19 protein-coding genes are annotated in these 19,970 nt (G+C 68.1%); 10 read left to right on the forward strand and 9 right to left on the reverse strand.

Annotated elements, in window-relative coordinates:
* The first annotated feature begins 283 nt into the window (after nt 1–283).
* Both AP428_RS37705 and AP428_RS24110 read left to right on the forward strand, forming a co-directional pair.
* Nucleotides 284–406 (forward strand): hypothetical protein, encoded by a 123-nt coding sequence (locus AP428_RS37705; RefSeq protein WP_006479692.1) that lies wholly within the window; start codon nt 284–286, stop codon nt 404–406.
* A 58-nt stretch (nt 407–464) separates the two neighbouring features.
* Entirely contained in the window at nt 465–1,418 is a 954-nt protein-coding gene (locus tag AP428_RS24110) for a hypothetical protein (RefSeq protein WP_011694639.1), read from the forward strand.
* 16 nt (nt 1,419–1,434) lie between these two features.
* Here the strand turns inward: AP428_RS24110 and AP428_RS24115 are convergent, their stop codons facing one another.
* Nucleotides 1,435–1,944 (reverse strand): GNAT family N-acetyltransferase, encoded by a 510-nt coding sequence (locus AP428_RS24115; RefSeq protein WP_041489638.1) that lies wholly within the window; start codon nt 1,942–1,944, stop codon nt 1,435–1,437.
* A gap of 68 nt (nt 1,945–2,012) precedes the next feature.
* Complete coding sequence (locus AP428_RS24120) at nt 2,013–3,044, reverse strand: AraC family transcriptional regulator (RefSeq protein WP_041489637.1); 1,032 nt, start codon at nt 3,042–3,044, stop codon at nt 2,013–2,015.
* Nucleotides 3,045–3,316: 272 nt separating this feature from the next.
* On the opposite strand from AP428_RS24120, the gene AP428_RS24125 reads away from it, so the two are divergent.
* From AP428_RS24125 to AP428_RS24140, 4 genes are all read left to right on the forward strand, one after another.
* Entirely contained in the window at nt 3,317–5,035 is a 1,719-nt protein-coding gene (locus AP428_RS24125) for a GMC family oxidoreductase (protein ID WP_011694636.1), read from the forward strand.
* Complete coding sequence (locus tag AP428_RS24130) at nt 5,022–7,472, forward strand: alpha/beta hydrolase fold domain-containing protein (RefSeq protein WP_011694635.1); 2,451 nt, start codon at nt 5,022–5,024, stop codon at nt 7,470–7,472. Before AP428_RS24125 ends, AP428_RS24130 begins: the two co-directional genes overlap by 14 nt.
* Nucleotides 7,473–7,862: 390 nt before the next feature.
* The gene (locus AP428_RS24135) at nt 7,863–8,195 is read left to right on the forward strand and encodes a type II toxin-antitoxin system RelE/ParE family toxin (RefSeq protein WP_011694634.1); all 333 of its coding nucleotides are present in this window, start codon (nt 7,863–7,865) and stop codon (nt 8,193–8,195) included.
* A complete protein-coding gene (locus AP428_RS24140) occupies nt 8,192–8,521 on the forward strand; it encodes a DNA-binding protein (RefSeq protein WP_006479699.1) in 330 nt (109 codons plus the stop codon). The genes AP428_RS24135 and AP428_RS24140 overlap by 4 nt, the downstream gene beginning before the upstream one ends.
* A 24-nt stretch (nt 8,522–8,545) precedes the next feature.
* Here AP428_RS24140 and AP428_RS24145 read toward each other — a convergent pair whose 3' ends face one another.
* Complete coding sequence (locus tag AP428_RS24145) at nt 8,546–10,564, reverse strand: VTT domain-containing protein (RefSeq protein ID WP_011694633.1); 2,019 nt, start codon at nt 10,562–10,564, stop codon at nt 8,546–8,548.
* A 115-nt stretch (nt 10,565–10,679) separates the two neighbouring features.
* Nucleotides 10,680–11,132, reverse strand: a complete 453-nt coding sequence (locus tag AP428_RS24150) for a hypothetical protein (protein ID WP_011694632.1) — start codon at nt 11,130–11,132, stop codon at nt 10,680–10,682.
* 323 nt (nt 11,133–11,455) lie between these two features.
* Between AP428_RS24150 and AP428_RS24155 the strand changes: the two genes are divergently transcribed.
* Together AP428_RS24155 and AP428_RS24160 are read left to right on the forward strand one after the other, a co-directional pair.
* On the forward strand, nt 11,456–12,103 hold the full coding sequence (locus tag AP428_RS24155) for a response regulator transcription factor (protein WP_011694631.1): 648 nt from the start codon (nt 11,456–11,458) through the stop codon (nt 12,101–12,103).
* Nucleotides 12,100–13,896 (forward strand): sensor histidine kinase, encoded by a 1,797-nt coding sequence (locus AP428_RS24160; protein WP_011694630.1) that lies wholly within the window; start codon nt 12,100–12,102, stop codon nt 13,894–13,896. The genes AP428_RS24155 and AP428_RS24160 overlap by 4 nt, the downstream gene beginning before the upstream one ends.
* Nucleotides 13,897–13,932: 36 nt before the next feature.
* Here the strand turns inward: AP428_RS24160 and AP428_RS24165 are convergent, their stop codons facing one another.
* From AP428_RS24165 to AP428_RS24180, 4 genes are all read right to left on the reverse strand, one after another.
* On the reverse strand, nt 13,933–14,232 hold the full coding sequence (locus tag AP428_RS24165) for a type II toxin-antitoxin system RelE/ParE family toxin (protein ID WP_027808612.1): 300 nt from the start codon (nt 14,230–14,232) through the stop codon (nt 13,933–13,935).
* Nucleotides 14,229–14,504 carry a YlcI/YnfO family protein gene (locus AP428_RS24170; protein WP_006482105.1) on the reverse strand — a complete coding sequence of 92 codons (276 nt, stop codon included), beginning with the start codon at nt 14,502–14,504 and terminating at the stop codon, nt 14,229–14,231. The genes AP428_RS24165 and AP428_RS24170 overlap by 4 nt, the downstream gene beginning before the upstream one ends.
* A 112-nt stretch (nt 14,505–14,616) precedes the next feature.
* Nucleotides 14,617–15,927 (reverse strand): MFS transporter, encoded by a 1,311-nt coding sequence (locus AP428_RS24175; RefSeq protein ID WP_011694628.1) that lies wholly within the window; start codon nt 15,925–15,927, stop codon nt 14,617–14,619.
* A gap of 129 nt (nt 15,928–16,056) precedes the next feature.
* On the reverse strand, nt 16,057–17,082 hold the full coding sequence (locus AP428_RS24180) for an ABC transporter substrate-binding protein (protein WP_011694627.1): 1,026 nt from the start codon (nt 17,080–17,082) through the stop codon (nt 16,057–16,059).
* Nucleotides 17,083–17,319: 237 nt separating this feature from the next.
* Between AP428_RS24180 and AP428_RS24185 the strand changes: the two genes are divergently transcribed.
* Both AP428_RS24185 and AP428_RS24190 read left to right on the forward strand, forming a co-directional pair.
* Entirely contained in the window at nt 17,320–17,985 is a 666-nt protein-coding gene (locus AP428_RS24185; RefSeq protein WP_011694626.1) for a response regulator transcription factor, read from the forward strand.
* Nucleotides 17,972–19,396 carry a sensor histidine kinase gene (locus AP428_RS24190; protein WP_011694625.1) on the forward strand — a complete coding sequence of 475 codons (1,425 nt, stop codon included), beginning with the start codon at nt 17,972–17,974 and terminating at the stop codon, nt 19,394–19,396. The genes AP428_RS24185 and AP428_RS24190 overlap by 14 nt, the downstream gene beginning before the upstream one ends.
* A 58-nt stretch (nt 19,397–19,454) precedes the next feature.
* On the opposite strand, the gene AP428_RS24195 is transcribed toward AP428_RS24190, so the two are convergent.
* On the reverse strand, nt 19,455–19,904 hold the full coding sequence (locus AP428_RS24195; protein WP_011694624.1) for a hypothetical protein: 450 nt from the start codon (nt 19,902–19,904) through the stop codon (nt 19,455–19,457).
* Between the last annotated feature and the right edge of the window lie 66 nt (nt 19,905–19,970).

A 19,970-nucleotide genomic window follows, 5' to 3' on the forward strand; every position in this document is an offset into this window, starting at 1 on the left:
AATTAAAAATAACCGAATTCATTTCGCCTATCCGGATTCCTTCCGATAAAAAATGATGCTCGATCTGTCGCTCGTTTTATCCTGTTTTTCCAATATGTGGATCGCGAATGCCTCGTGTTTAGCACGTCACGGCTAAAAACACTGCAACGCATTGCATTCGAAAATTCGTCAGACTAATATCGACGCCACTCGTCCGGCATTCACAAAATATCGAACGAGGAGCGGTCATGTTTTTTCCGCGCTTTCATGTTGAATCACTCATGTTCACCACAGGAGAATTGACATGCAGGAAACCCAGCAGATCGAATTGCTTGACTGGATGCAGGAAGACACGCACCCCGAGGCCGTCGACATGATGGTCGAGGACGCCGTGGTGCCGTTCGGCACCGCGCTCTGGCCGGTCTGAGCGGGCCACCCGTTCTCGCGGAAGGGCCGCGGCCCTTCCGCCGCTTCCGGAGATACGCATGCTGAACCTGCACCGCGCGCTCGGCTTTCACCCCGCGTTGCGCGACAAGCTGGCCCGCGGCGAATCGGGAAAACTGCTGGTCGGCCATGACACCCGCAACCGCGACATCGCGTTGCGCGCCTTTTCCGCCCTGCCCGATTCGCTCGACGCGACCACCCTCTGCCTCGAAAGCACCCCGCCCGCCGACATCGCCGCCGCGCTCGACGCCGCCGACCTGTTCGTGCTGCTGTACGACTCGTCGTGCCTGCCGACGCCGTCGCCGAGCGGGCCGCCATTCCTCGCCGCGATCCGCCCCGCGATCGTCGAACACTGGAGCAAATCGGTTTTATTCAAGGATTACGGCCCGCACCTCGACGAGGCGTTCGCCGAATCGCTCGACGACATCGCCGCGCGCAATGGCCGGCTGATCGACGCGGCCGCACGCGCGTCGCAGATCCGCTTCATCGACGAAGCCGGCAACACGCTGACGGGCTCGCTTGCGCCGGACCAGAAATGGACGAGCGTGGACGGCATGGGCAACCTCGACGTCGTGCCCGGCGAGATCGCGACGCACGTGACCGACCTCAACGGCTCGGTCGTGTTCAGCGGCACCTTTCTCGGCACCGTGCCGTTCGCGATCAAGTACAAGGTGGCCGAGCGGCTCGCGACGCTGCATGTCGAGCACAGCACGATCGTCGATTTCGACACCGACGATGCGGGCTTCCGGCGCGATTTCACGACCTATCTCGACCGGCACGCGAATCACCGGCGGATCGAGGAATTCGGCATCGGCACGAACCTCGGCATCCGCGGCCTGTACGGCCGCAACGCGGGGTTCGAGGAACGCCATCCGGGCCTGCATCTCGGGCTCGGCGGCGGCGAAAACGGCAGCCACCATCTCGACCTGATCTTCGCGCGCGGCACGCTCGCGCTCGACGAGCGGATCGTGTTCGACGGCGCGTTCGCCGTCTGACGCAGCGGCGCGTTGCTCAGGCTTCGGCGGCCGCCGCGTCGCCGAGCCACTTGAACATCACGAAGCAGTCGACGAAGCCGAGCCGCGCGTGACGGTATGCGCGCGGCAGCCGGCCGACGATCTCGAATCCCAGCTTCTGCCACAGCGCGACCGCGACTGCGTTCGTCGCGACCACCGAATTGAACTGCATCGCGAGGAAACCGCGCTCGCGCGCCACCTGCTGCGAGTGCTCGCACATCAGGCGCGCGACGCCGCGGCCGCGCGCGGCCTCGCTCACCATGTAGCCGCAGTTGCTCACGTGCTTGCCGGGCCCGGCGGCGTTCGCCTTCAGGAAGTACGAGCCGAGCACCACGCCGTCCTCCTCCGCGATCCACGTACAGAGCGGCGCGTCGAGCCACAGTGCGCGTGCCGCTTCCTGGGTCGGTTCGGGATCGAATGCATAGGTTTCCTGAGCAGCGACGATGGCGCGGTAGGTCGGCCAGAAACGCGCGAAATCGTCGTCGGTCATCGGGCGGATCGTGATCATGCGGGGTCTCTCGTGAATGTGATGTCGACAGGCAGGACGGGCAAGCGAGCGAGCGATCGTACCGCGATTCATTGCGGGTCGCCTGATCGTCGCGCCGCGCTGCGATACGCGCCCGGCGGCACGCCGTACCAGCGCTTGAACGCTTGCGAGAAACTGGACAGATCGCTGAAGCCGAGCCGCTCGGCCACGTCCGCGAGCGACAGCCGCGCATCGCCGAGCAGCGTCTCGGCCATCGCCCCGCGCGTCTGCGCGAGCAGCGCGCGAAACGTCGTGCCTTCCTCCTGCAATCGCCGCTTGAGCGTGCGCGGGCTCGTGTTCATCAGGCGCGCCATGTCGTCGAGCGAGAACGGCGCGCTGCCGGGCGTCGCGTTCAGGTATTGGCGCACCATCTCCGATGTGCCCACGCGCGCACGCCGTGCTTCGACGAGTTGCCCGCACATCTGCTCGCACATCGACACCGTCAGCGGATTCGCATGCGGCAACGGCCGGTCGAGGAACGCACGGTCGAACGCGAGGCTGTTCGCCCGCGCCGAGAACGTCGGCTCGATGCCGGCGATGCGCGGCGCCGCGAGCGCCGGCGAACGCGCGGCCTGCAGCGTGAAGCGCGACAACGCGAAATCGCCGCTGGCGATTTCGTGCAGCAGCACGGCCGCGGCCGTCATGTCGCGCTCGACGAGGAACCGGCTCAGGTCGGCGTCGAGTTCCGGCGCGCCGAAGCTGAGCACGCCAGTGTCAGCCGCCTCGCGGTACGTGATGACGGTGTACGCATACGTGAGCGGCAAAAAACGCATCGCGAGCGCGAGCGCATCGCGCCCGGTCGCGCTCGCGATCAGCCCGTAGCCCCACACGCCGTACGCGGAGAAGTGGTAACGCCGGCCGACCTCGAACCCGAGGCCCTGTGCCCGGCCGAGCGCACGCAGCAGGTTGCCGGTCAGCCGCAGTTCCTGCGCGGCCGTCACCTCGACTTTCGGGTCGTCGAGCTGCGCGCTCGCGAGGCCCGTGCCGGCCAGCAGCGTGGCATGCGGCACACCGCGTTCGTCGCCGAAATCGACCAGCAACCGGGCGCTGGCCGGACTCCGGGTGAAATCCCAGAAGCTCATGCGGAGAAACCCTCGAAGCGCCGATTTGGCCCAAATACTAAAACAATTGTCCCCAACCAGCATTGGTGTTTTCCCATGCGGCCCGCACCATCGGCGTCATCCAGTCGTCGTCCGAACGACGCCATCACCCCAGGAGGAGACACCATGCGACCGAGTCGCCCGACCGATCCCGCCGCCCACTTCACCCACTTCGCCCGTCGGCGCGCCGCCCGCGCCCGCATGCCGACACGCGTCGCATGACCCACCGATCACCGAAGCAAGGAGACGATTCCATGAGCAAGACTTTCGACTACATCGTGGTCGGTGGCGGGTCGGGCGGTTGCGTCGTCGCGGGCCGGCTGACCGAGGACCCGGCCGTGACCGTCTGCGTGCTCGAGGCCGGCGGCCGCGGCGACAGCGCGGTCGTCAACGTGCCGACCGGCGCGGTCGCGATGATGCCGACCCGCCTGAACAACTGGGCGTTCGACACGGTGCCGCAGCCGGGGCTCGGCGGGCGCATCGGCTATCAGCCGCGCGGCAGGGCGCTTGGCGGTTCGTCGGCGATCAACGCGATGGTCTATATCCGCGGTCATCGCGTCGACTACGACGGCTGGGCCGCGCTCGGCAACGAAGGCTGGGCGTACGACGACGTGCTGCCGTACTTCCGCCTGAGCGAGCACAACGAGCGCTTCGACGATGCCTGGCACGGCCGCGACGGCCCGCTGTGGGTCAGCGACCTGCGCACCGGCAACCCGTTTCATGCGCGCTATCTGGAAGCCGCGCAACAGGCCGGCCTGCCGCTCACCGACGATTTCAACGGCGCGCAACAGGAAGGCATCGGGATCTACCAGGTCACGCAGAAGCACGGCGAACGATGGAGCGCGGCGCGCGCGTACCTGCTGCCGCACGTCGGCCGCCGCGACAACCTGACGGTCGAGACGCACGCGCAGGTGCTGCGCATCCTGTTCGACGGCACGCGCGCGACCGGCGTCGAGGTGCGGCAGCACGGTGAAATCCGCACGCTGCGCGCGCGGCGCGAAGTCGTGCTCGCGGCCGGCGCGCTGCAGACGCCGCAGTTGCTGATGCTGTCGGGCGTCGGCCCGGGCCGCGAACTCCAGCAGTTCGGCATCGCCGTACAGGCCGATCTGCCGGGCGTCGGCAGCAACCTGCAGGATCATCCGGATTTCATCTTCGGCTACCGCACGCGCAGCGTCGACACGATGGGCGTGTCCGTCCGCGGCGGGCTGCGCATGCTGCGCGAATTCGCCCGCTTTCGCCGCGAACGGCGCGGGATGCTGACGTCGAACTTCGCGGAAGGCGGCGGTTTCCTGAAAACGCGTGCCGATCTGGCGGCACCGGACATCCAGCTACATTTCGTCGTCGCGCTCGTCGACGACCATGCGCGCAAGCTGCATGCCGGTCACGGGCTGTCGTGCCACGTGTGCCTGTTGCGGCCGCGCAGCCGCGGCTCGGTCACGCTGAACGGCGCCGACCCGCTCGCGGCGCCCCGCATCGATCCCGCGTTCTTCGACGATCCGCGCGATCTCGACGACATGGTCGCGGGCTTCCGCCTCACACGTCGCCTGATGGATGCGCCGGCGCTCGCCAGCTGGACCACGCGCGACCTGTTCACCGCGAACGTGACGACCGACGACGAGATTCGCGACGTGCTGCGGCGGCGCGCCGACACCGTCTATCACCCGGTCGGCACCTGCCGGATGGGGCGCGACGCGCTCGCCGTCGTCGATCCGCAACTGCGCGTGCATGGCCTGCAAGGGCTGCGCATCGTCGATGCATCGGTGATGCCGACGCTCATCGGCGGCAACACCAACGCGCCGACGATCATGATCGCCGAGAAGGCCGTCGACCTGATGCGCGGCATATGCCGCGTGCCGGCGCAGCCGCATGCCGACGCAACCGTCAGGAGGACGACGGATCGTGACCCTACCCTTGCAACCCGCGCCGCACACGCCGGCGACCAGCCCGAGGAAACCCGCCATGCTGTCGCCTGATCCCTCCCGTTCCGCCGGCTCCACCACGCCGCTTGCGGCGATCATCATCGGCGCCGGCTTCGCCGGCATCGGCATGGCAATTGCGCTGCAACGCGCCGGCATTCGCGATTTCGTGATCGTCGAACGCTCGCACGACGTCGGCGGCGTGTGGCGCGACAACCGTTATCCGGGCGCCGCGTGCGACGTGCCTTCGCACTTGTACTCGTTCTCGTTCGAACCCAATCCCGCGTGGTCGCGCGTGTTCGCGCCGCAGCCCGAGATTCATGCGTACCTGCAACACTGCGCGCGCAAGTACGGTCTCGCCCGCCATCTGCGCTTCGGCGCCGAAGTCGAACACGCGCGCTACGACGAAGCCGATGCGCTGTGGCACGTCACGCTGCGCGACGGCACGACGCTGAGCGCCGCGCTGCTCGTCAGCGGCACCGGCCAGTTGAGCCGCCCCGCCATGCCGAACCTGCCGGGCATCGACACGTTTCGCGGCCGTGCGTTCCACTCCGCGCACTGGGATCGCGATTACGCACTCGCCGGCAAACGGGTGGCCGTGGTCGGCACCGGTGCATCGGCGATCCAGTTCGTTCCGGCGATCGCCGGCGACGTGCGGCGCCTGACCGTATTCCAGCGCTCGCCGGCCTATGTGATGCCGCGCCCCGACCGCGCGTATCGCCCGTGGGAAAAGGCGCTGTTTCGTCGGCTGCCGGCGGCGATGAAACTGCATCGCGCATCGATCTACCTGCGCTATGAAGCGCGTGCGATCGCGTTCACGCGCCTGCACGGGTTGATGAAGGTCGCGGTCGGCCGGCCGTTTCGCAAGTTGCTCGCGCGCGACGTGCCGGACCCCGCGTTGCGCGCACGGCTCACGCCCGATTATCCGGTCGGCTGCAAGCGCATCCTGCTGTCGAGCGACTATCTCGCCGCGATGAGCCGCGACCATGTGGAACTCGTCACGCAGCCGATCCGGCGCGTGACCGAGGACGGGATCGAGACCATCGACGGCGTGCATCATCCCGTCGACGCGATCGTCTACGGCACGGGGTTCGCGGCAACGGAATTCCTGTCGCCGATGCGCATCACGGGCCGCGGCGGCCTCGACCTGAACGATGCGTGGCGACGAGGCGCGCAGGCGTATCTCGGGCTCACCGTGCCCGGCTTTCCGAACTTCTTCATGCTGTACGGCCCGAACACCAACCTCGGTCACAACTCGATCGTCTACATGCTCGAGAGCCAGATCGCGCACGTGATGCGCTGCATACAGGCGATGCGTCGCGACGGCGCGCGCGAGATCGACGTCGACGCGCGCCGCTACCGGTGTTTCAACGTGCACGTGCAGCAGAGGCTCGCAGGGTCGGTCTGGAGCAGTTGCAAGAGCTGGTACGTCGATGCATCGGGGCACAACAGCACGAACTGGCCGGGCTTCACGCTGACCTACCGGTGGATCACGCGCTTCACCGGCATGTCCGCGTACCGCTTGTCGCAGCCGCTGCCCGGGGCGGCCGCTCCGATGCACGGCATGGTGGTCGCGCCGCCCGCCGGCAGATTCGAAGCCTTCACGGCCGCTTCGTTGCGCGGGTTCCTGCGTGTCGCGTTCCGGCCGCTGATCGGGCCGCCGTTCGGCGCGCGCATGCAGCGCCGCGTCGTCGCGCTGCTGTCGCCGCTGATGCCCGGTGCGGGCGGCACGCTGCGCTACCGCACGTCGGCGCAGCATGTGCCGATCGAAGTGGTCGCGCCGAAACGCGGCGACACGGGTGGCGCGATTCTCTATCTGCACGGCGGCGCGTTTTGTCTCGGCGGGCCGCATACGCATCGCGGCGTGACGACGCGCCTCGCGAACGATGCGGGCCTGCCGGTGTGGGTGCCCGATTACCGGCTCGCGCCCGAGCATCCGAGCCCGGCCGCGCTCGACGACGCACTGGCCGCCTACGACGCGATGCGAACGCAGGGTTACGCGCCGCACCGGATCGTGATTGCCGGCGACTCGGCCGGCGGCGCGCTGGCGCTGGCGCTCGCCATCGCGCTGCGCGAGCGCGGCGAGCCGACCGCCGCCGCACTGCTGCTGATCTCGCCCGTGACCGACTCGACGCTCGGCGGCGCGACGCTGGCCTCGCGTCGCCACGACGATCCGATGATCCGGCGCGGCTGGCTCGAACAGGGGCTGCGCTGGTATCACGGCACGGGCTCCGCCGCGGCGCGCGGGCCGCTCGACACCGATCTGCATGGCTTGCCGCCGATACTGATCCAGGCCGGCGACCAGGAAGTACTGCTGTCCGATGCGCAGCGGCTGGCCGAGCATGCACACGCGTGCGGTGTGCCGTGCCGGCTGGAAATCCATGCGGCGCGCTGGCATGTGTTCCATCTGCAGGCGTTTTACTTGCGCTCGGCGCGGGACGCGTTGCGGACGTTGGCGGGGTTTGCGGCGGAACGTGTCGCCACGACGGCATGACGATGAAACGAGGACGCACGACGATCAGCGCATGTCCGATCGTCGTGTCCGCTTGCAACGGAGCGCCGCCGGGGCGACAACCACCCAAGATCGCGACGGCCGCGTCGGCGAAGCAGTAATTACACAGTCTGCCGGCGGATTTTCCGCCCATCATTCATTCCCTCACGCTCCCCGTCTCGGGGTGCGTCTCCTCTCCTCACGCCATCGACAGCCGGCCATTTGGCCGAATCGTCATGCGCCATCCCGGATGAAAGAATGATCGTCGTTCGGGAAGCCCGCACCACGCCCTGATATCCCGACCATGAAGACGCCGTATGCGTGTCGGCCTCTAAACCATTGCGATGCCAACCGCTTCGTTCCCACTACCTCTTTTGTAGCTTATAAGTTACAATGCTCGCCAAGTTCGAACTCCTTCGCTATCAGCGCGACGACGGTCGCGAGCCTTTCACCGAATGGCTGAACGCCGTCCGTGACAAGCCCGCGCAGGCGCGGATTCGCGAGCGCCTGCGCCGCGTGCAGACCGGCAACTTCGGCGATTGCGAGCCGGTCGGCGAAGGTGTGATCGAACTGCGCGTCCACGTCGGCGCCGGCTACCGCGTGTACTTCGGCCGGCACGGCAGCGCGTTGGTGCTGCTGCTGTCCGGCGGCGACAAGGCGAGTCAACCCGACGACATCAGGCGCGCCAGGGAACACTGGTCGAACTGGAAACGGAGGCAAACATGAACAAGCTCAAAGGCGCGGTATCGCACCACGATGCGGAAGTCGCCGAACTCGGCGCCGACCGCGAGCTCGCGGTCGCCTATTTGCGCGTCGCGATGGAATCGCTCGACGATCCCGACAACCGTGCGGCCGGCCTGCTCGCGCTGCGCACGGTCGCGGAAGCGTATGGCGGGCTCGGCGCGGTCGCGGCCGAAGCCGGCATCAGCCGCGAATCGCTGTATCGCACGCTGTCCCCGAACGGCAACCCGACGCTGAAGACCCTGCTCGCGGTGCTCAAGACCGTCGGCCTGCGCCTGTCCGTCGTTCCCGCGCAGCCGTCGCACGCGTAACGGGCGCACAGCGCGCGGGCTCCCTCACGGCTGGACCATCCACACGAGCAGCATCGCGTCCGGCGCGGCCGCCATCCCCGCCGGCCGATGCACGATCGTCGGCTCGACCGCCAGCGCGTGCGCGATCGCCACCGCATCGTCGATCGTCGTCGAGCGCACGAACGTCATCAGCCGCGCCGGCCGGCGCAGCGTCTCGCGATACAGCGCGCCGTACCACAGCGGCCGCATGCCGAGCGCATCCTGCAACACGTACGGATAGCGCCACAACCGCAGCACGAAGCGGCTTTCCGGGTGGGCCGGATCGACGCGAACGAACACACGCCGCGTGCTTTCGCCATGCGTGTAGCGCGGCAGCACGGGCAGCGTATCGGCGGCCGCCTGCGGCAACAGCCAGCGCAGCGCGGTGGCCGGCGTCCACGGCGTCGCGCGCTGCCAGCCGGCCTGCGCGAGATGACGGTCGAGCGTGTCCGACGTCGCGCTCCATTGCAGCGGCAGAAATTCCTCGCGGTCGCCGCCGATCTCGGTGCGCCGCGTCGGCACGCGCTGCCACCCGCCGCGCAGCCACTGGTCGACGGTCATCGCGACCACGTCGCCGACATGCGGACGCGCCGCGCGATCGAGCTGCCACTGCGCGGGAACTGTCCATACACCGGCCGTCGCGAGCACGACGACGACCGCGACGAGCGCGCCTCTGGGCTGTACGTGCTCGCGCACACGCCAGTACGCATAGGCGCCGGCGAGCAGCGCGAACCACGCGAGCCCGAGGCTCCATCCGCCCAGCAGACCCGACAACCAGGTATCGCCGACATACAGTCGCGCGAAGCCGCCGAGCACGATCCACAGCACGACCGCCGTCACGACCGGTATGCGCCACAGCGCGGGCCGGTCGCGCGTGAGCGCCCAGCCGAGGCCGCTGCTCGCGAGGATCGCGAACGCGGCGTCGGCGTCGGGCAGCGCCACGTGCAGCGCGCCGGGCGGCAGGCTCGCGGGCGTCGCGCCGGGCACGCTCGCGCCGAACACCGGCACGAGCGCAACGGCGACACCGATCGTCGCGAGCCACCAGGCCGCCGTCAGCCAGCAGCGATGGATCATCAGCCACACGAGGAACGCGGCCGCGACGATCAGCCCCGTGTCGTGCCCATGCAGCACGGCGAGCGCACTCATCACGGCGTCGCCGGGTGGCGTGCGCAGGTTCTGCAGGAACGCATACAGCGCAATGTCCACATGCATCAGCGGATCGTTCGCGACGACGTCCTGCACGATCCCCGCGAACAGCCATACGCAGCCGATGAACAGCAGCGCGAGCACGGGCACCGCGCCGGGCAGCCCGCGCAAGTACGCGATCCCGTCGTGCAGCCGCGCGCCGAATCGCGGCCAGCGGCGCGCGCATGCATGCACGGTTTGGACGAGCGCGCGGCGCAGCAACGGCCAGCCGCGCCGCAGCGCGACGCGCACACCGATCCACACGAGCGCGACCAGCCCGGCCACGACCAGCAGGATCGCGGCGACCCGCACGCTGATCGCCGCGGCCAGCGCAGCCGACGCGCCGAACAGGATGCCGGGCGCGACGTGCACGGGCGCCCACACGAGCGCGGAGATCACGTTGACTGGATAGAACGACCGGCGCGGCAGCGTCGCGCAGCCGACGATGACCGGCACGACCGCCCGCACCGGCGCGAGAAAGCGCGCGAGCACGATGCTCTTCATGCCGTGACGCAGCACGAATTCCTCGCCGCGCGCGTAGGCGCTCGCATAGCCGAAGCGCGCCCACGCGTTGCGGATCATCCCGCGGTAATGCCGGCCGAGTTCGTAGCTGATCCCGTCGCCGATCACCGCGCCGACGGCCGCGACGCCGATCGTCGCCCATGCGTCGAGCGCGCCCGCGCCGATCAGCGCGCCGGCCGCGAACATCACGGCGCCGGCCGGCACGATCGTGCCGACCAGCGCGATCGCCTCGGCGCACGCGGCCACGAACACGATCGCCAGCACGAGCAGCGGATGCGCGCCGATCGCGCCGATCCACGCATGGATCGTGTCGCTCATTGCACCCTCCCGGACGGTGCGGCCCGGTGCGCGACTACCGGGCCGGCAAGGGCATTGGATACGTTCATCGCAACATGCGCGCGCTCGCGCCGGCGTCGAAGGTCAGCAGGCGGGGTCAGTCGAACTCGTGCTGCCGCGCGTCGGCTTCGAGCGGCGCGTCGTGATAGCCGACCGTCGCGATCTCCCGTAGATAGCGCGCAAGAAACGCGCCGATCGAGCCGGCAGCCTCGTATTGATGGACATGCCTGAATTCGTGGGTCAGCAAGCGGCGCGTGTCGTGCCCGCGCAGCACGTACACCGCATGACCGAGCGTGAGGCCGATCGTCCCGGGCGCCAGCAGCCCGGAGTCGCGGGCGATCGCGGCCAACGTCGGCGTGTCGGGAAACGGCATGCGGTCGACCGCCATCACGCGAATCCGGTCCGGCTGCGCGACGCCCACCGTGCGCGCGTCGTCGGCTTGCGCCGGCGTCAGCGGCGCGCCCTGCGCGAGCCCGCGCGCGGCCTCCGCTTCGGCCCAGGCGACCGCGGCGGGCAGTGCGGACGGCAGGATATCGGCAAGGTCGATCATTGCAGGGCTCCTGGTTCGAGTGGTGGCATCGGGCACCAGTTTAGTCCCGAATCGGAACGGTTCGTGGTGCGGTTCCGGCGAGGCCGCACCGGCTCGCGGCGGCCGCAACGGTCGCCCGGGAATACCCTGATCCACATGCGCGCCGCGCCATACCCTTTCCCGCGAATTATTTCGTTTCAGCGCACATTCCGCACTCAACCCTCCCGAAAATTTCGCGAACGAGTACCTTTTTCGGGATCGGGGGCATATATTGATCAGAAGAACGGCCGCGGCGACACCCGGACAGCAACGCGCGGCGTCATCCCGAAGAGGATCGCTGGAAGATGATCAGGGTAATTCTGGCTGACGATCACGCAGTCATGCGGGACGGACTGCGTCACATCCTGGAGCGGGCCGGCGGTTTCGAGATCGTCGGCGAGGCGAGCGACGGCTCGGGCACGCTCGCGCTGGCCGAGCGCGCGGCCGCCGACGTGCTGCTGCTCGACCTGTCGATGCCCGCGCCGACCGGCATCGAGCTGATCCGGCTGGTCAAGCGCCAGGCGCCGTCGCTGCGCACGCTGGTGCTGACGATGCACGCGGAAACCCAGTACGCGGCACGCGCGTTCAAGGCCGGCGCCACCGGCTACCTGACGAAGGACAGTGCGACGGCCGAACTCGTCGAAGCCGTCGGCAAGGTGGCGGCAGGCGGCGTCTACGTGAGCCCGTCCGCGGCCGAAAGCCTCGCTCACACGCTGCGCGCGCCGGCTCAGGCGCTGCCGCACGAACGGCTGTCGGCGCGCGAGTTCGACGTGATGCGCCGCATCGTCGCGGGTCAGACCGTCACGCGGATCGCGTCCGAACTCGCGCTGAGCGCGAAGACGGTCAGCACGTACAAGACGCGCATCCTCGAGAAGATGGGGCTCCCGCACGAAGCCGCACTGGTCCGCTACACGGTGCGCCACGATCTCGACCTCGGGGACGACGACGCATGACGGCCGCCTTCCGCTTCCCGCCCACGTCGCCGCCGGACGACGACGATCCGGACACGTCGCGTCTGTTCATGTCGTCGCTGCCGCCGGGCCGGCGCGAGCAGCGGCTCGCGCTCGCGACGGTACTCGTATCGGCCGTGATTTTCGCCGCGCTCGCACCGTTCGCGGCCATGCCGCTCACGCCGGGCTGGGCGTTCATTCCCGTGTACCAGTCGGCGATCGTGATCAACGACATGGTGACGGCCGGCCTGCTGCTCGGCCAGTACGCGATCCTGCGCGAGAAGCCGCTGCTCGTGCTGGCGGGCGGCTACCTGTTCACGGCGTTCATGGCCGGCACGCACATGCTGACCTTCCCCGGGCTGTTCACGCCGACCGGCCTGCTCGGCGCCGGCGAACAGACCACCGCATGGCTGTACCTGTTCTGGCATGGCGGCTTTCCGTTGTCGGTCGCCGCGTACGCACTGCTGCGCGCGACGTCGCGCGGGCGCCCGGCTCCGGCCCCGCAGCGGCGTGCGGCGATTCCGGTCGTCCTCTGCCTCGTGGCCGCCGGCGGCGCGACGGCCGCGCTCGCGCTGCTCGCGACCGTCGGCCACGCGCTGCTGCCGCACATCATGAGCGGCAACCGGATGACCTCGACGATGACGAACGCGATCACGGTCGTCTGGGGCCTGAACCTCGTCGCGCTGATGCTGATGTGGCGGCAGCGGCGCCGCCATTCCGTGCTCGACCTGTGGGTAATGACGGTGCTCGTCGCGTGGCTGTTCGACATCGCGCTGTCGTCGATGCTCAATCACGGGCGCTTCGATCTCGGCTTCTATGCGGGGCGCGCGTATGGTCTCGTCGCGTCGGGCGTCGTGCTGTTCGCGATGCTGTTCGAGAACGGCCGGCTGCATGCGCAGACGGTGCGCGCGCTGGCCGGCGCGCGCTACCAGCATCTGCTCGTCGTGCAGAAAAGCGCGCAGTTGAACGATGCGAACGAACGGCTCGAACAGCGCGTCGCCGCGCGCACCGCGCAACTGAGCGCGTCGAACCGCGACCTGCGGCGCGAAGTCGAGGAGCGCGTACGTGCGGAGCGGGCGCTACAGGCCTCGCGCGAGGAGCTGCGCGAGATCGCCGCGATCAGCGCCAGCGCGCGCGAAGCGGAGCAGCGCCGCATCGCGCGCGAACTGCACGACGAATTGGCGCAGACGCTAGCGACGCTGAAGAACGATCTCGAATGGCTGATCGACCACGTGCCGCAGGACGACGCATCGCTGGCACGCAAGATCGCGGCGATGCATGCGCTCGCGCGCGGCGCGGTGGCCGCGACCCGCCGCATCGCGTCGGACTTGCGCCCGCTGATGCTCGACGATCTCGGCTTCGCGGCCGCGATGCAATGGCTCGTGGAGGATTTCCGGCATCGTCACGGGATTGCCTGTTCGCTGCGCGTCGAGCCGCCGGAGCTGCAACTCGACGAGCCGTATGCGACGGCCGTGTTCCGCATCGCGCAGGAAGCGCTCGCGAATGTCGCCCGGCACGCGGCAGCGTCGCATGCGGACGTCGAACTCGTGTGCGGCGGCGAAGCGATCGCGCTGACGATACGCGACGACGGCGCGGGATTCGATCCCGCGGTGCCGCGCAAGTCGGCGTCGTTCGGGCTGGTGGGGTTACGCGAGCGTGCGTATCTGGTCGGCGGCACGCTGCGGATCGCGACGACGCTCGGCGAGGGGACAACGGTCGAGGTCGAGATTCCGCTGTCGCCGGCGCCCGTCGCGGTCGCGCATGGCGGGGACAGGGATTCGCGAATCAATCGCTGACCAACGCGGCAACGACAACCACCGCATCGTCACGTATCAGTGGTAATCATCTTCCCGTTGGTGTCGTACGGCTAAAATCGTAACTTGCTCGGCTGCTTCAATCTCGAACAGCAGGACATAGCCCGACGTGCCGAAGGACATGATCAGCTCGCGCAAAAATGGATTTCCGTGATCGACCTTGCGGCATGTGAACGGAAACATGCGGAGCATGGCGACACCTTGTTCGATCGCGTCCACAGCCCGCGCCGCCGCATCCACATCACGTTCGAGCAAGTATCGATACATCCGTACCAGATCCTCACGGGCCGCACGTGTATATCGGACCCGATAGATCAATCAGCCGCCTTCGCTGCACGCGCAGCCTTCAGCATGCCCTCGAGTTCGGCCTGCACGTCGGCGGCATCGACGTATTCACCGGTACGACGCGCCTCGTCGCGTGATGCGAGGCCACGGGTTACAAACTCGCGTTGCAGACGGCGACGCGCGATCCCGTCGCGCAGCGCCGACTCCATGAACGCAGACAACGTCTCGTTTTCCTCAAGGACCGACTCTGCCTCCTCCCGCAATTGCGGATCGACACGCAGCGCCGGCATGGTCGCGGTTTTCATCGCACACTCCATGCATTACATATGTAATGCATGGTAGCACACCCGCTTTTTCGCGTGCAGTCGGCCGTTCGGCCTAATCCAAGTATCCCGGGGCCACAACCCCGGCCGTCCATCACGCCCGCGCCGCCACCATCCCCCGCTCCGAGCGCGTCCACGCGACCAGCGCGCCGACGCCGAGCAGCGCGAGGCACACGATCGGCACGATCATCGGCCCGAACGCGGTGCCTGTCACCTTGCCCGCGAACGGCATCAGGTTCTGGCTGAAGAAGCCGCCGAGGTTGCCGATCGAGTTGATCGCCGCGACGCTCGCGGCCGCCCGCGCGCCGGTGAAATAGCGCGGCGGCATCGACCAGAAGCACGGATACAGCAGCGGGATGCACGCGCCGCCGAGCACGAGCGCGATGAAGCGCAGCGGCGTCGACGGCAGCACGAGGCTCAGCAGGAAGCCGAGCGCGCCGAGCGCCGCGACGATCGCGATCGTGCGCAGGATGCTCTTCGCACGGCGCAGCTTCGACGGCAGCCACACCAGCAGCACCACCGCGAGCGCCCACGGCAGCATGCTCAGGAACCCGTTCATCGTGCTCGACACGCCGAACGATTTCACGATCGTCGGCAACCAGTACGTGACGCCGTACAACGACGTCGACATCAGCATGTAGGTTGCCGCGAACAGCATCACGCGCGGATCGAGCAGCGCCTTCCACGGCTGACCGTGCTCGGCCTGCGCCGGCTTCTCGCGCTCCAGCGCGGCCGCGACGATCTGCTTCTCGCGCTCGTCGAGGAACCGCGCTTCGCGAAACGATGCGGGCAGCACGCGGAACACGACGATCGCGACGACCACGGCCGGAATGCCCGTCGCGACGAACACCCACTGCCAGCCCGCCAGCCCCCACACGCCGTTCAGGCTCAGCAGCAGGCCGCCGACCAGCGAGCCGAGCATGTTCGCGAGCGCGCTGCCCAGCGTGAAGATGCCGAGCACCTTCGCGCGGTAGCTCTGCGGAAACCACAGCGTCAGGTAATAGATCACACCCGGATAGAAGCCGGCCTCGGCGATGCCGAGCACGAAGCGCAGCGAACAGAACGCGGGCATCGACGTCGTGAAACCCATCAGCACCGTGATGAGCCCCCACGTCAGCATGATCCGTGCAAGCCACACGCGCGCGCCGTAGCGATGCAGCGCGAGCGTGCTCGGCACCTCGAACAGCAGGTAGCCGATGAAGAACAGCGACGACGCGAGCCCGAACGCGGCTTCCGTCATGCCGAGGCTGTGCACCATCTGCAGTTTCGCGAAACCGACGTTCTGCCGGTCGATGAACGCGATCAGGAACATCACGACGAGGATGGGCAGCAGGCGCCGCGCCATCTTCGACATGATGCGCTGTTCTTCGGCGGACGCGGGGTCCAGGGTGTCGGTAGCGTTCACTTCAGGCTCCTTGGGTGAATCGATTGCATATCGGTTGAATCGGTGAATCGGTTGAATCTGCGCCGCGCGTGACGAACGCGCCGGCGCGAGGTGTTTCGATGAACGGAACCGGATCGCGACGGGCGTAGCTCAACCCGACCGGTAGTCGTCGAGCATCGGCGCGAACATCTCGCGCCACGCGCGCGGCTTCGCCTTGATCGTGCCGGCCAGGTACAGGAATTCGACGTAGTCCATCAGCTGGTTCGGCAACACCGAGAAGCGCGTGTCGGGCGCGGCGAGCATCCGCATCACGTCGTCGTGCGACACGCCGACGCCCGACGACGCCGCATAGAGCGCCGCCGCCGCACGCGGGTCCTGCGCGATCAGGCGGTTCGCTTCGTCGAGCGCGCCGAGAAACGCGACGGCGAGCGCCGGCTCCGCATCGACGAGCCGCTTCGGCGCGAACACGACGTCGAGCGTCATCGGGCCGAGCACGTCGACCGAGCTCACCACGCGATGAATGCCCGGCTGCCGCAATTCGAGCGTCGAGAACGGCGGCGACGTGAAGTGCGCGGTCACGCCGTTCTCGCGGCGGATCAGCGCCTGCATCGCCTGCGGATGCGGCAGGTTCACGGTGATCGAATCGAGCTGCGCGAAATGCGTCGGGCCGAGCTGCCGGCTCGCGACCATCTGCAGCACGACCGCCGACAGCGACGTGCGGATGCCCGGCACCGCGATCCGGTCGGACGACGTGAAGTCGCGCAGCGATGCGAGGCCCGCGCGGTTCGCGTTCAGCGACAGCGACGTGGTCGACAGCCCGCTGATGCCGATCACCTCGACGTTCGGAATGCCGCGCGCCCGCGCCCACAGCTCGATGAAACCCGGCGCGCCGGCGCCCGCGAAATCGAGCGTGCCGGCCATCATCGCGTCGTTGACGGAATTGCCGCCGTCGAGCAGCACCCATTCGACCGCGACGTCGCGCACGCCGTGACGCGCCGCGTGCCGCTCGAAGAGCCGCTGCTTCTCCATCACGAGCAACGGCAGGTACAGCACGCCATAGCCTTTGGAGATCCGCACCGTGCGCGGCTTCGCGCGCACCAGCGCCGGCGCCCCGAGCCCGCCCAGCACGCCGAGCCCGGCTGCGATCAACGCGCGGCGGCGCGGCGACGTCGTCATGCGCGTGCCGCCGTGCGGCCGACGGCCGGCGGCCACGCGCAAGCCGGCGTGGCGCCGTGGCGCGCGTTCGTCGTGCCCGTGACATGCTGCATGTTGCCGTCTCCTTGAATATTTCTGGTATTAATGCCGTCCTTGCATCCTGCTTCCGGCTCGACACAGGTTATCGGCCGAGTCTGAGAAAATGCTGACATCCCGGCCCCGGGAAAACCCCTAATTCACCTACCTGCAAACGGCACCATGCGCATTCTCGTCGTGGAGGACGATGCCGAAATCGGCGCGGCGATCCGCAGCCGGCTGGCCCGGCTCGGCCACGCCGTCGATCTCGAAACCGACGGCGCGACCGCGAACGGGCTGCTGCGCGTCGAGCGCTTCGATCTCGTCGTGCTCGATGCGAACCTGCCCGGCATGGACGGCTTCACGGTACTGCGCCACCTGCGCGCGTCGGGCAGCACGACGCCCGTGCTGCTCGTCACCGCGCGCTCGGCGATCGACGACCGCGTGAGCGGCCTCGGCCTCGGCGCCGACGACTACCTCGTGAAGCCGTTCGACTACCGCGAACTCGACGCGCGCGTGCAGGCGCTGCTGCGCCGCAACAGCGGCCACGCGAACGACGTGCTGACGCTCGGCGGACTCGTGATCGATCGCAGCAGCCGCCTCGCGGAGCTCGACAGCCAGCCGCTGTCGCTGTCCCGCCAGGAATTCGCGCTGCTCGAAATCCTCGCGAGCCGCCCGCAGCGCATCTTCTCGAAGGAAGAACTGCTGAACCAGTTGTTCAGCTTCGGCAACGAGCCGACCGCGAACGCGGTCGAGCAATACGTGACGCGCGTGCGCAAGAAGCTGCAGGGCAGCTCGGTCGAGATCCGCACCGCACGCGGAATGGGGTATCAGATTGCCGCGCATTGACTGGTTCCCGAAGACGCTGTTCGGCCGCACGCTGCTGTTCATCGCGCTCGTCGTCGCGACCGGCGCGCTCGCGCTCGCGGCGATCGCGCGCTACTACGCGGGCGTCGCCGCCGAACGTGCATACGATCAATTGCTCGCCGGCGCCTCGATCCAGGTCGCGGAAAACCTGTACGTGCAAGGCGGCGTGCTCGCGCTGAACCCGCCGGTGGCCGCGCTGTCGACGCTGTCGCGCTACGACCTCGTCTACTACAAGGTGGTCGATTCGCGCGGCGTGGTCGTTGCCGGCTACCACGATCTCGCGAGCCCCGCGACGCTCGCCGCCGCGAAGCAGGGCCCGGCGTTCGCGAACGCCGTTTACCAGGGGCATCGGGTGCGCACCGCGACGATCGCGCGCTTCATGCCCGAGGAAAGTACGCCGGGCTGGGCGCTCGTGACGGTTGCGCAGACAACCAACGCGCGCCAGCAACTGACGAACGACATGAGCTTCAAGGTGTGGACATTGATCCTGCTGATGAGCGTGCTCGCGATCGGTGCGAGCGGCCTCGCGATCCGGCGCGGCCTGCGCCCGCTCGCGCAGATCGGCGCGATCATCGCCGCGCGTGACCCGGCCGACCTGCGGCCCGTGGCCGTCGATACGCCGAGCGAGATCGACGCGATCATCGGGTCGATCAATGGCTTGATGCACCGCCTCGCCGAGCGGATCAACGCGATGCAGCGCTTCATCGCTGACGCCGCGCACCAGATGCGCACGCCGCTCGCGCGGCTCGACGCGCAGATCGAGCTGCTCGACGGCGAATCCGATCCCGCGCGTCACGCGGCGCGGCTCGATGCGCTGCGTGCGACCTCGTCGGACGTCGGCCGGCTCACCGGGCAGTTGCTCAATCATGCGATGGTGATTCATCGCACCGAGGCCGTGCCGCTGCAACCGGTCGACCTCGTCGCGCTCGCGAAAGAGGTCCTGGGCCGCACGATTCCGCTCGCGGGCGAACGCGATGTGGCCGTTGCGTTCGCGAGCGACGCGCCGCATGCGTGGATCGACGGCGATGCGATCAGTCTTCAGGAAGCGCTATCGAACGTGCTGCACAACGCGCTGCTGCATGGGCATGCGGATGACATCGTCGTGGCGGTCGCGACTCAAGGCAACGTGGATCGAGCGGTGACGCTGACCGTCACCGACAACGGGCGCGGGATACCGCGTGAGCACTGGGACGCGGCGTTGCAACCGTTCGTGCGGATCGCGCCGGACGGCAGCGAGCGGCGCACAGGGTCGGGCCTCGGGCTCGCGATCGTGCAGGAAGTGATGAAGGCGCACGGCGGGCGCGTGGGGTTCTCGTTTCCCGATGCGGGCGGGTTCGCGGTGGTGTTGACGTTTCCGCGTGCGGCGGCGAAGCACGCTGCAAGCGACGCTTAAGCAACCTCAGATCCGGCGCACGCACGGCTCGATCGAACGCCACCGCGGCGACACGCGTTCAGTCGTCGCTGTCCCGATCGTCGTCGGCGTTGCGCTGCGCATACCGCGCCACCCGTTGATCCAGTTCGTCATACTGGCGGTCGCAGAACAACCGGCACAACGCATCGACGTCGACGCGCTTCCTGACGTCGATCGTGTCGACGTGCTGCTCCAGCTTGCCCTTGCCGATGCCGAAGAGCCCCTTCTTGATCCGCATGGACACCGCATTCAGCTGGAAGCCGTCCGAATGCGCATCTGTCAACGCAGTCACCCACAGCTCACGCTGATCGTCGGCATGCTGCAGCACGAGCGCCGGCAGCGGGCCGTCCTGCGTCTCGTTCCATTCGACGTGCTGCGCCCCCCAAGGGAACGCATCGAACGCATGAACGAACGACGCGTAGTCGGCCGCGCCCTGCTGATCGAGCTGATTGAAGTCGTAGCCGACTTTCTGGATTGAATAGGTCAACATGGCGCGGTGCTCTCCGTGGTGTCGATCGCAACAGAACGCCAATCTACTCCACATTTCACGGCGCCT

This window comes from Burkholderia sp. E168m22 (assembly GCF_001319805.1).
Taxonomy (GTDB): Bacteria; Pseudomonadota; Gammaproteobacteria; order Burkholderiales; family Burkholderiaceae; genus Burkholderia; species Burkholderia orbicola.

Coding starts and splice junctions, on each gene's coding strand:
- AP428_RS24185 (WP_011694626.1), top strand. CDS start 17,320: ATGCGCATTCTCGTCGTGGAGGACGATGCCGAAATCGGCGCGGCGATC.
- AP428_RS24170 (WP_006482105.1), bottom strand. CDS start 14,504: ATGAAAACCGCGACCATGCCGGCGCTGCGTGTCGATCCGCAATTGCGG.
- AP428_RS24120 (WP_041489637.1), bottom strand. CDS start 3,044: ATGAGCTTCTGGGATTTCACCCGGAGTCCGGCCAGCGCCCGGTTGCTG.
- AP428_RS24195 (WP_011694624.1), bottom strand. CDS start 19,904: ATGTTGACCTATTCAATCCAGAAAGTCGGCTACGACTTCAATCAGCTC.
- AP428_RS24160 (WP_011694630.1), top strand. CDS start 12,100: ATGACGGCCGCCTTCCGCTTCCCGCCCACGTCGCCGCCGGACGACGAC.
- AP428_RS24125 (WP_011694636.1), top strand. CDS start 3,317: ATGAGCAAGACTTTCGACTACATCGTGGTCGGTGGCGGGTCGGGCGGT.
- AP428_RS24135 (WP_011694634.1), top strand. CDS start 7,863: ATGCTCGCCAAGTTCGAACTCCTTCGCTATCAGCGCGACGACGGTCGC.
- AP428_RS24155 (WP_011694631.1), top strand. CDS start 11,456: ATGATCAGGGTAATTCTGGCTGACGATCACGCAGTCATGCGGGACGGA.
- AP428_RS37705 (WP_006479692.1), top strand. CDS start 284: ATGCAGGAAACCCAGCAGATCGAATTGCTTGACTGGATGCAGGAAGAC.
- AP428_RS24140 (WP_006479699.1), top strand. CDS start 8,192: ATGAACAAGCTCAAAGGCGCGGTATCGCACCACGATGCGGAAGTCGCC.
- AP428_RS24150 (WP_011694632.1), bottom strand. CDS start 11,132: ATGATCGACCTTGCCGATATCCTGCCGTCCGCACTGCCCGCCGCGGTC.
- AP428_RS24130 (WP_011694635.1), top strand. CDS start 5,022: ATGCTGTCGCCTGATCCCTCCCGTTCCGCCGGCTCCACCACGCCGCTT.
- AP428_RS24145 (WP_011694633.1), bottom strand. CDS start 10,564: ATGAGCGACACGATCCATGCGTGGATCGGCGCGATCGGCGCGCATCCG.
- AP428_RS24110 (WP_011694639.1), top strand. CDS start 465: ATGCTGAACCTGCACCGCGCGCTCGGCTTTCACCCCGCGTTGCGCGAC.
- AP428_RS24180 (WP_011694627.1), bottom strand. CDS start 17,082: ATGACGACGTCGCCGCGCCGCCGCGCGTTGATCGCAGCCGGGCTCGGC.
- AP428_RS24115 (WP_041489638.1), bottom strand. CDS start 1,944: ATGATCACGATCCGCCCGATGACCGACGACGATTTCGCGCGTTTCTGG.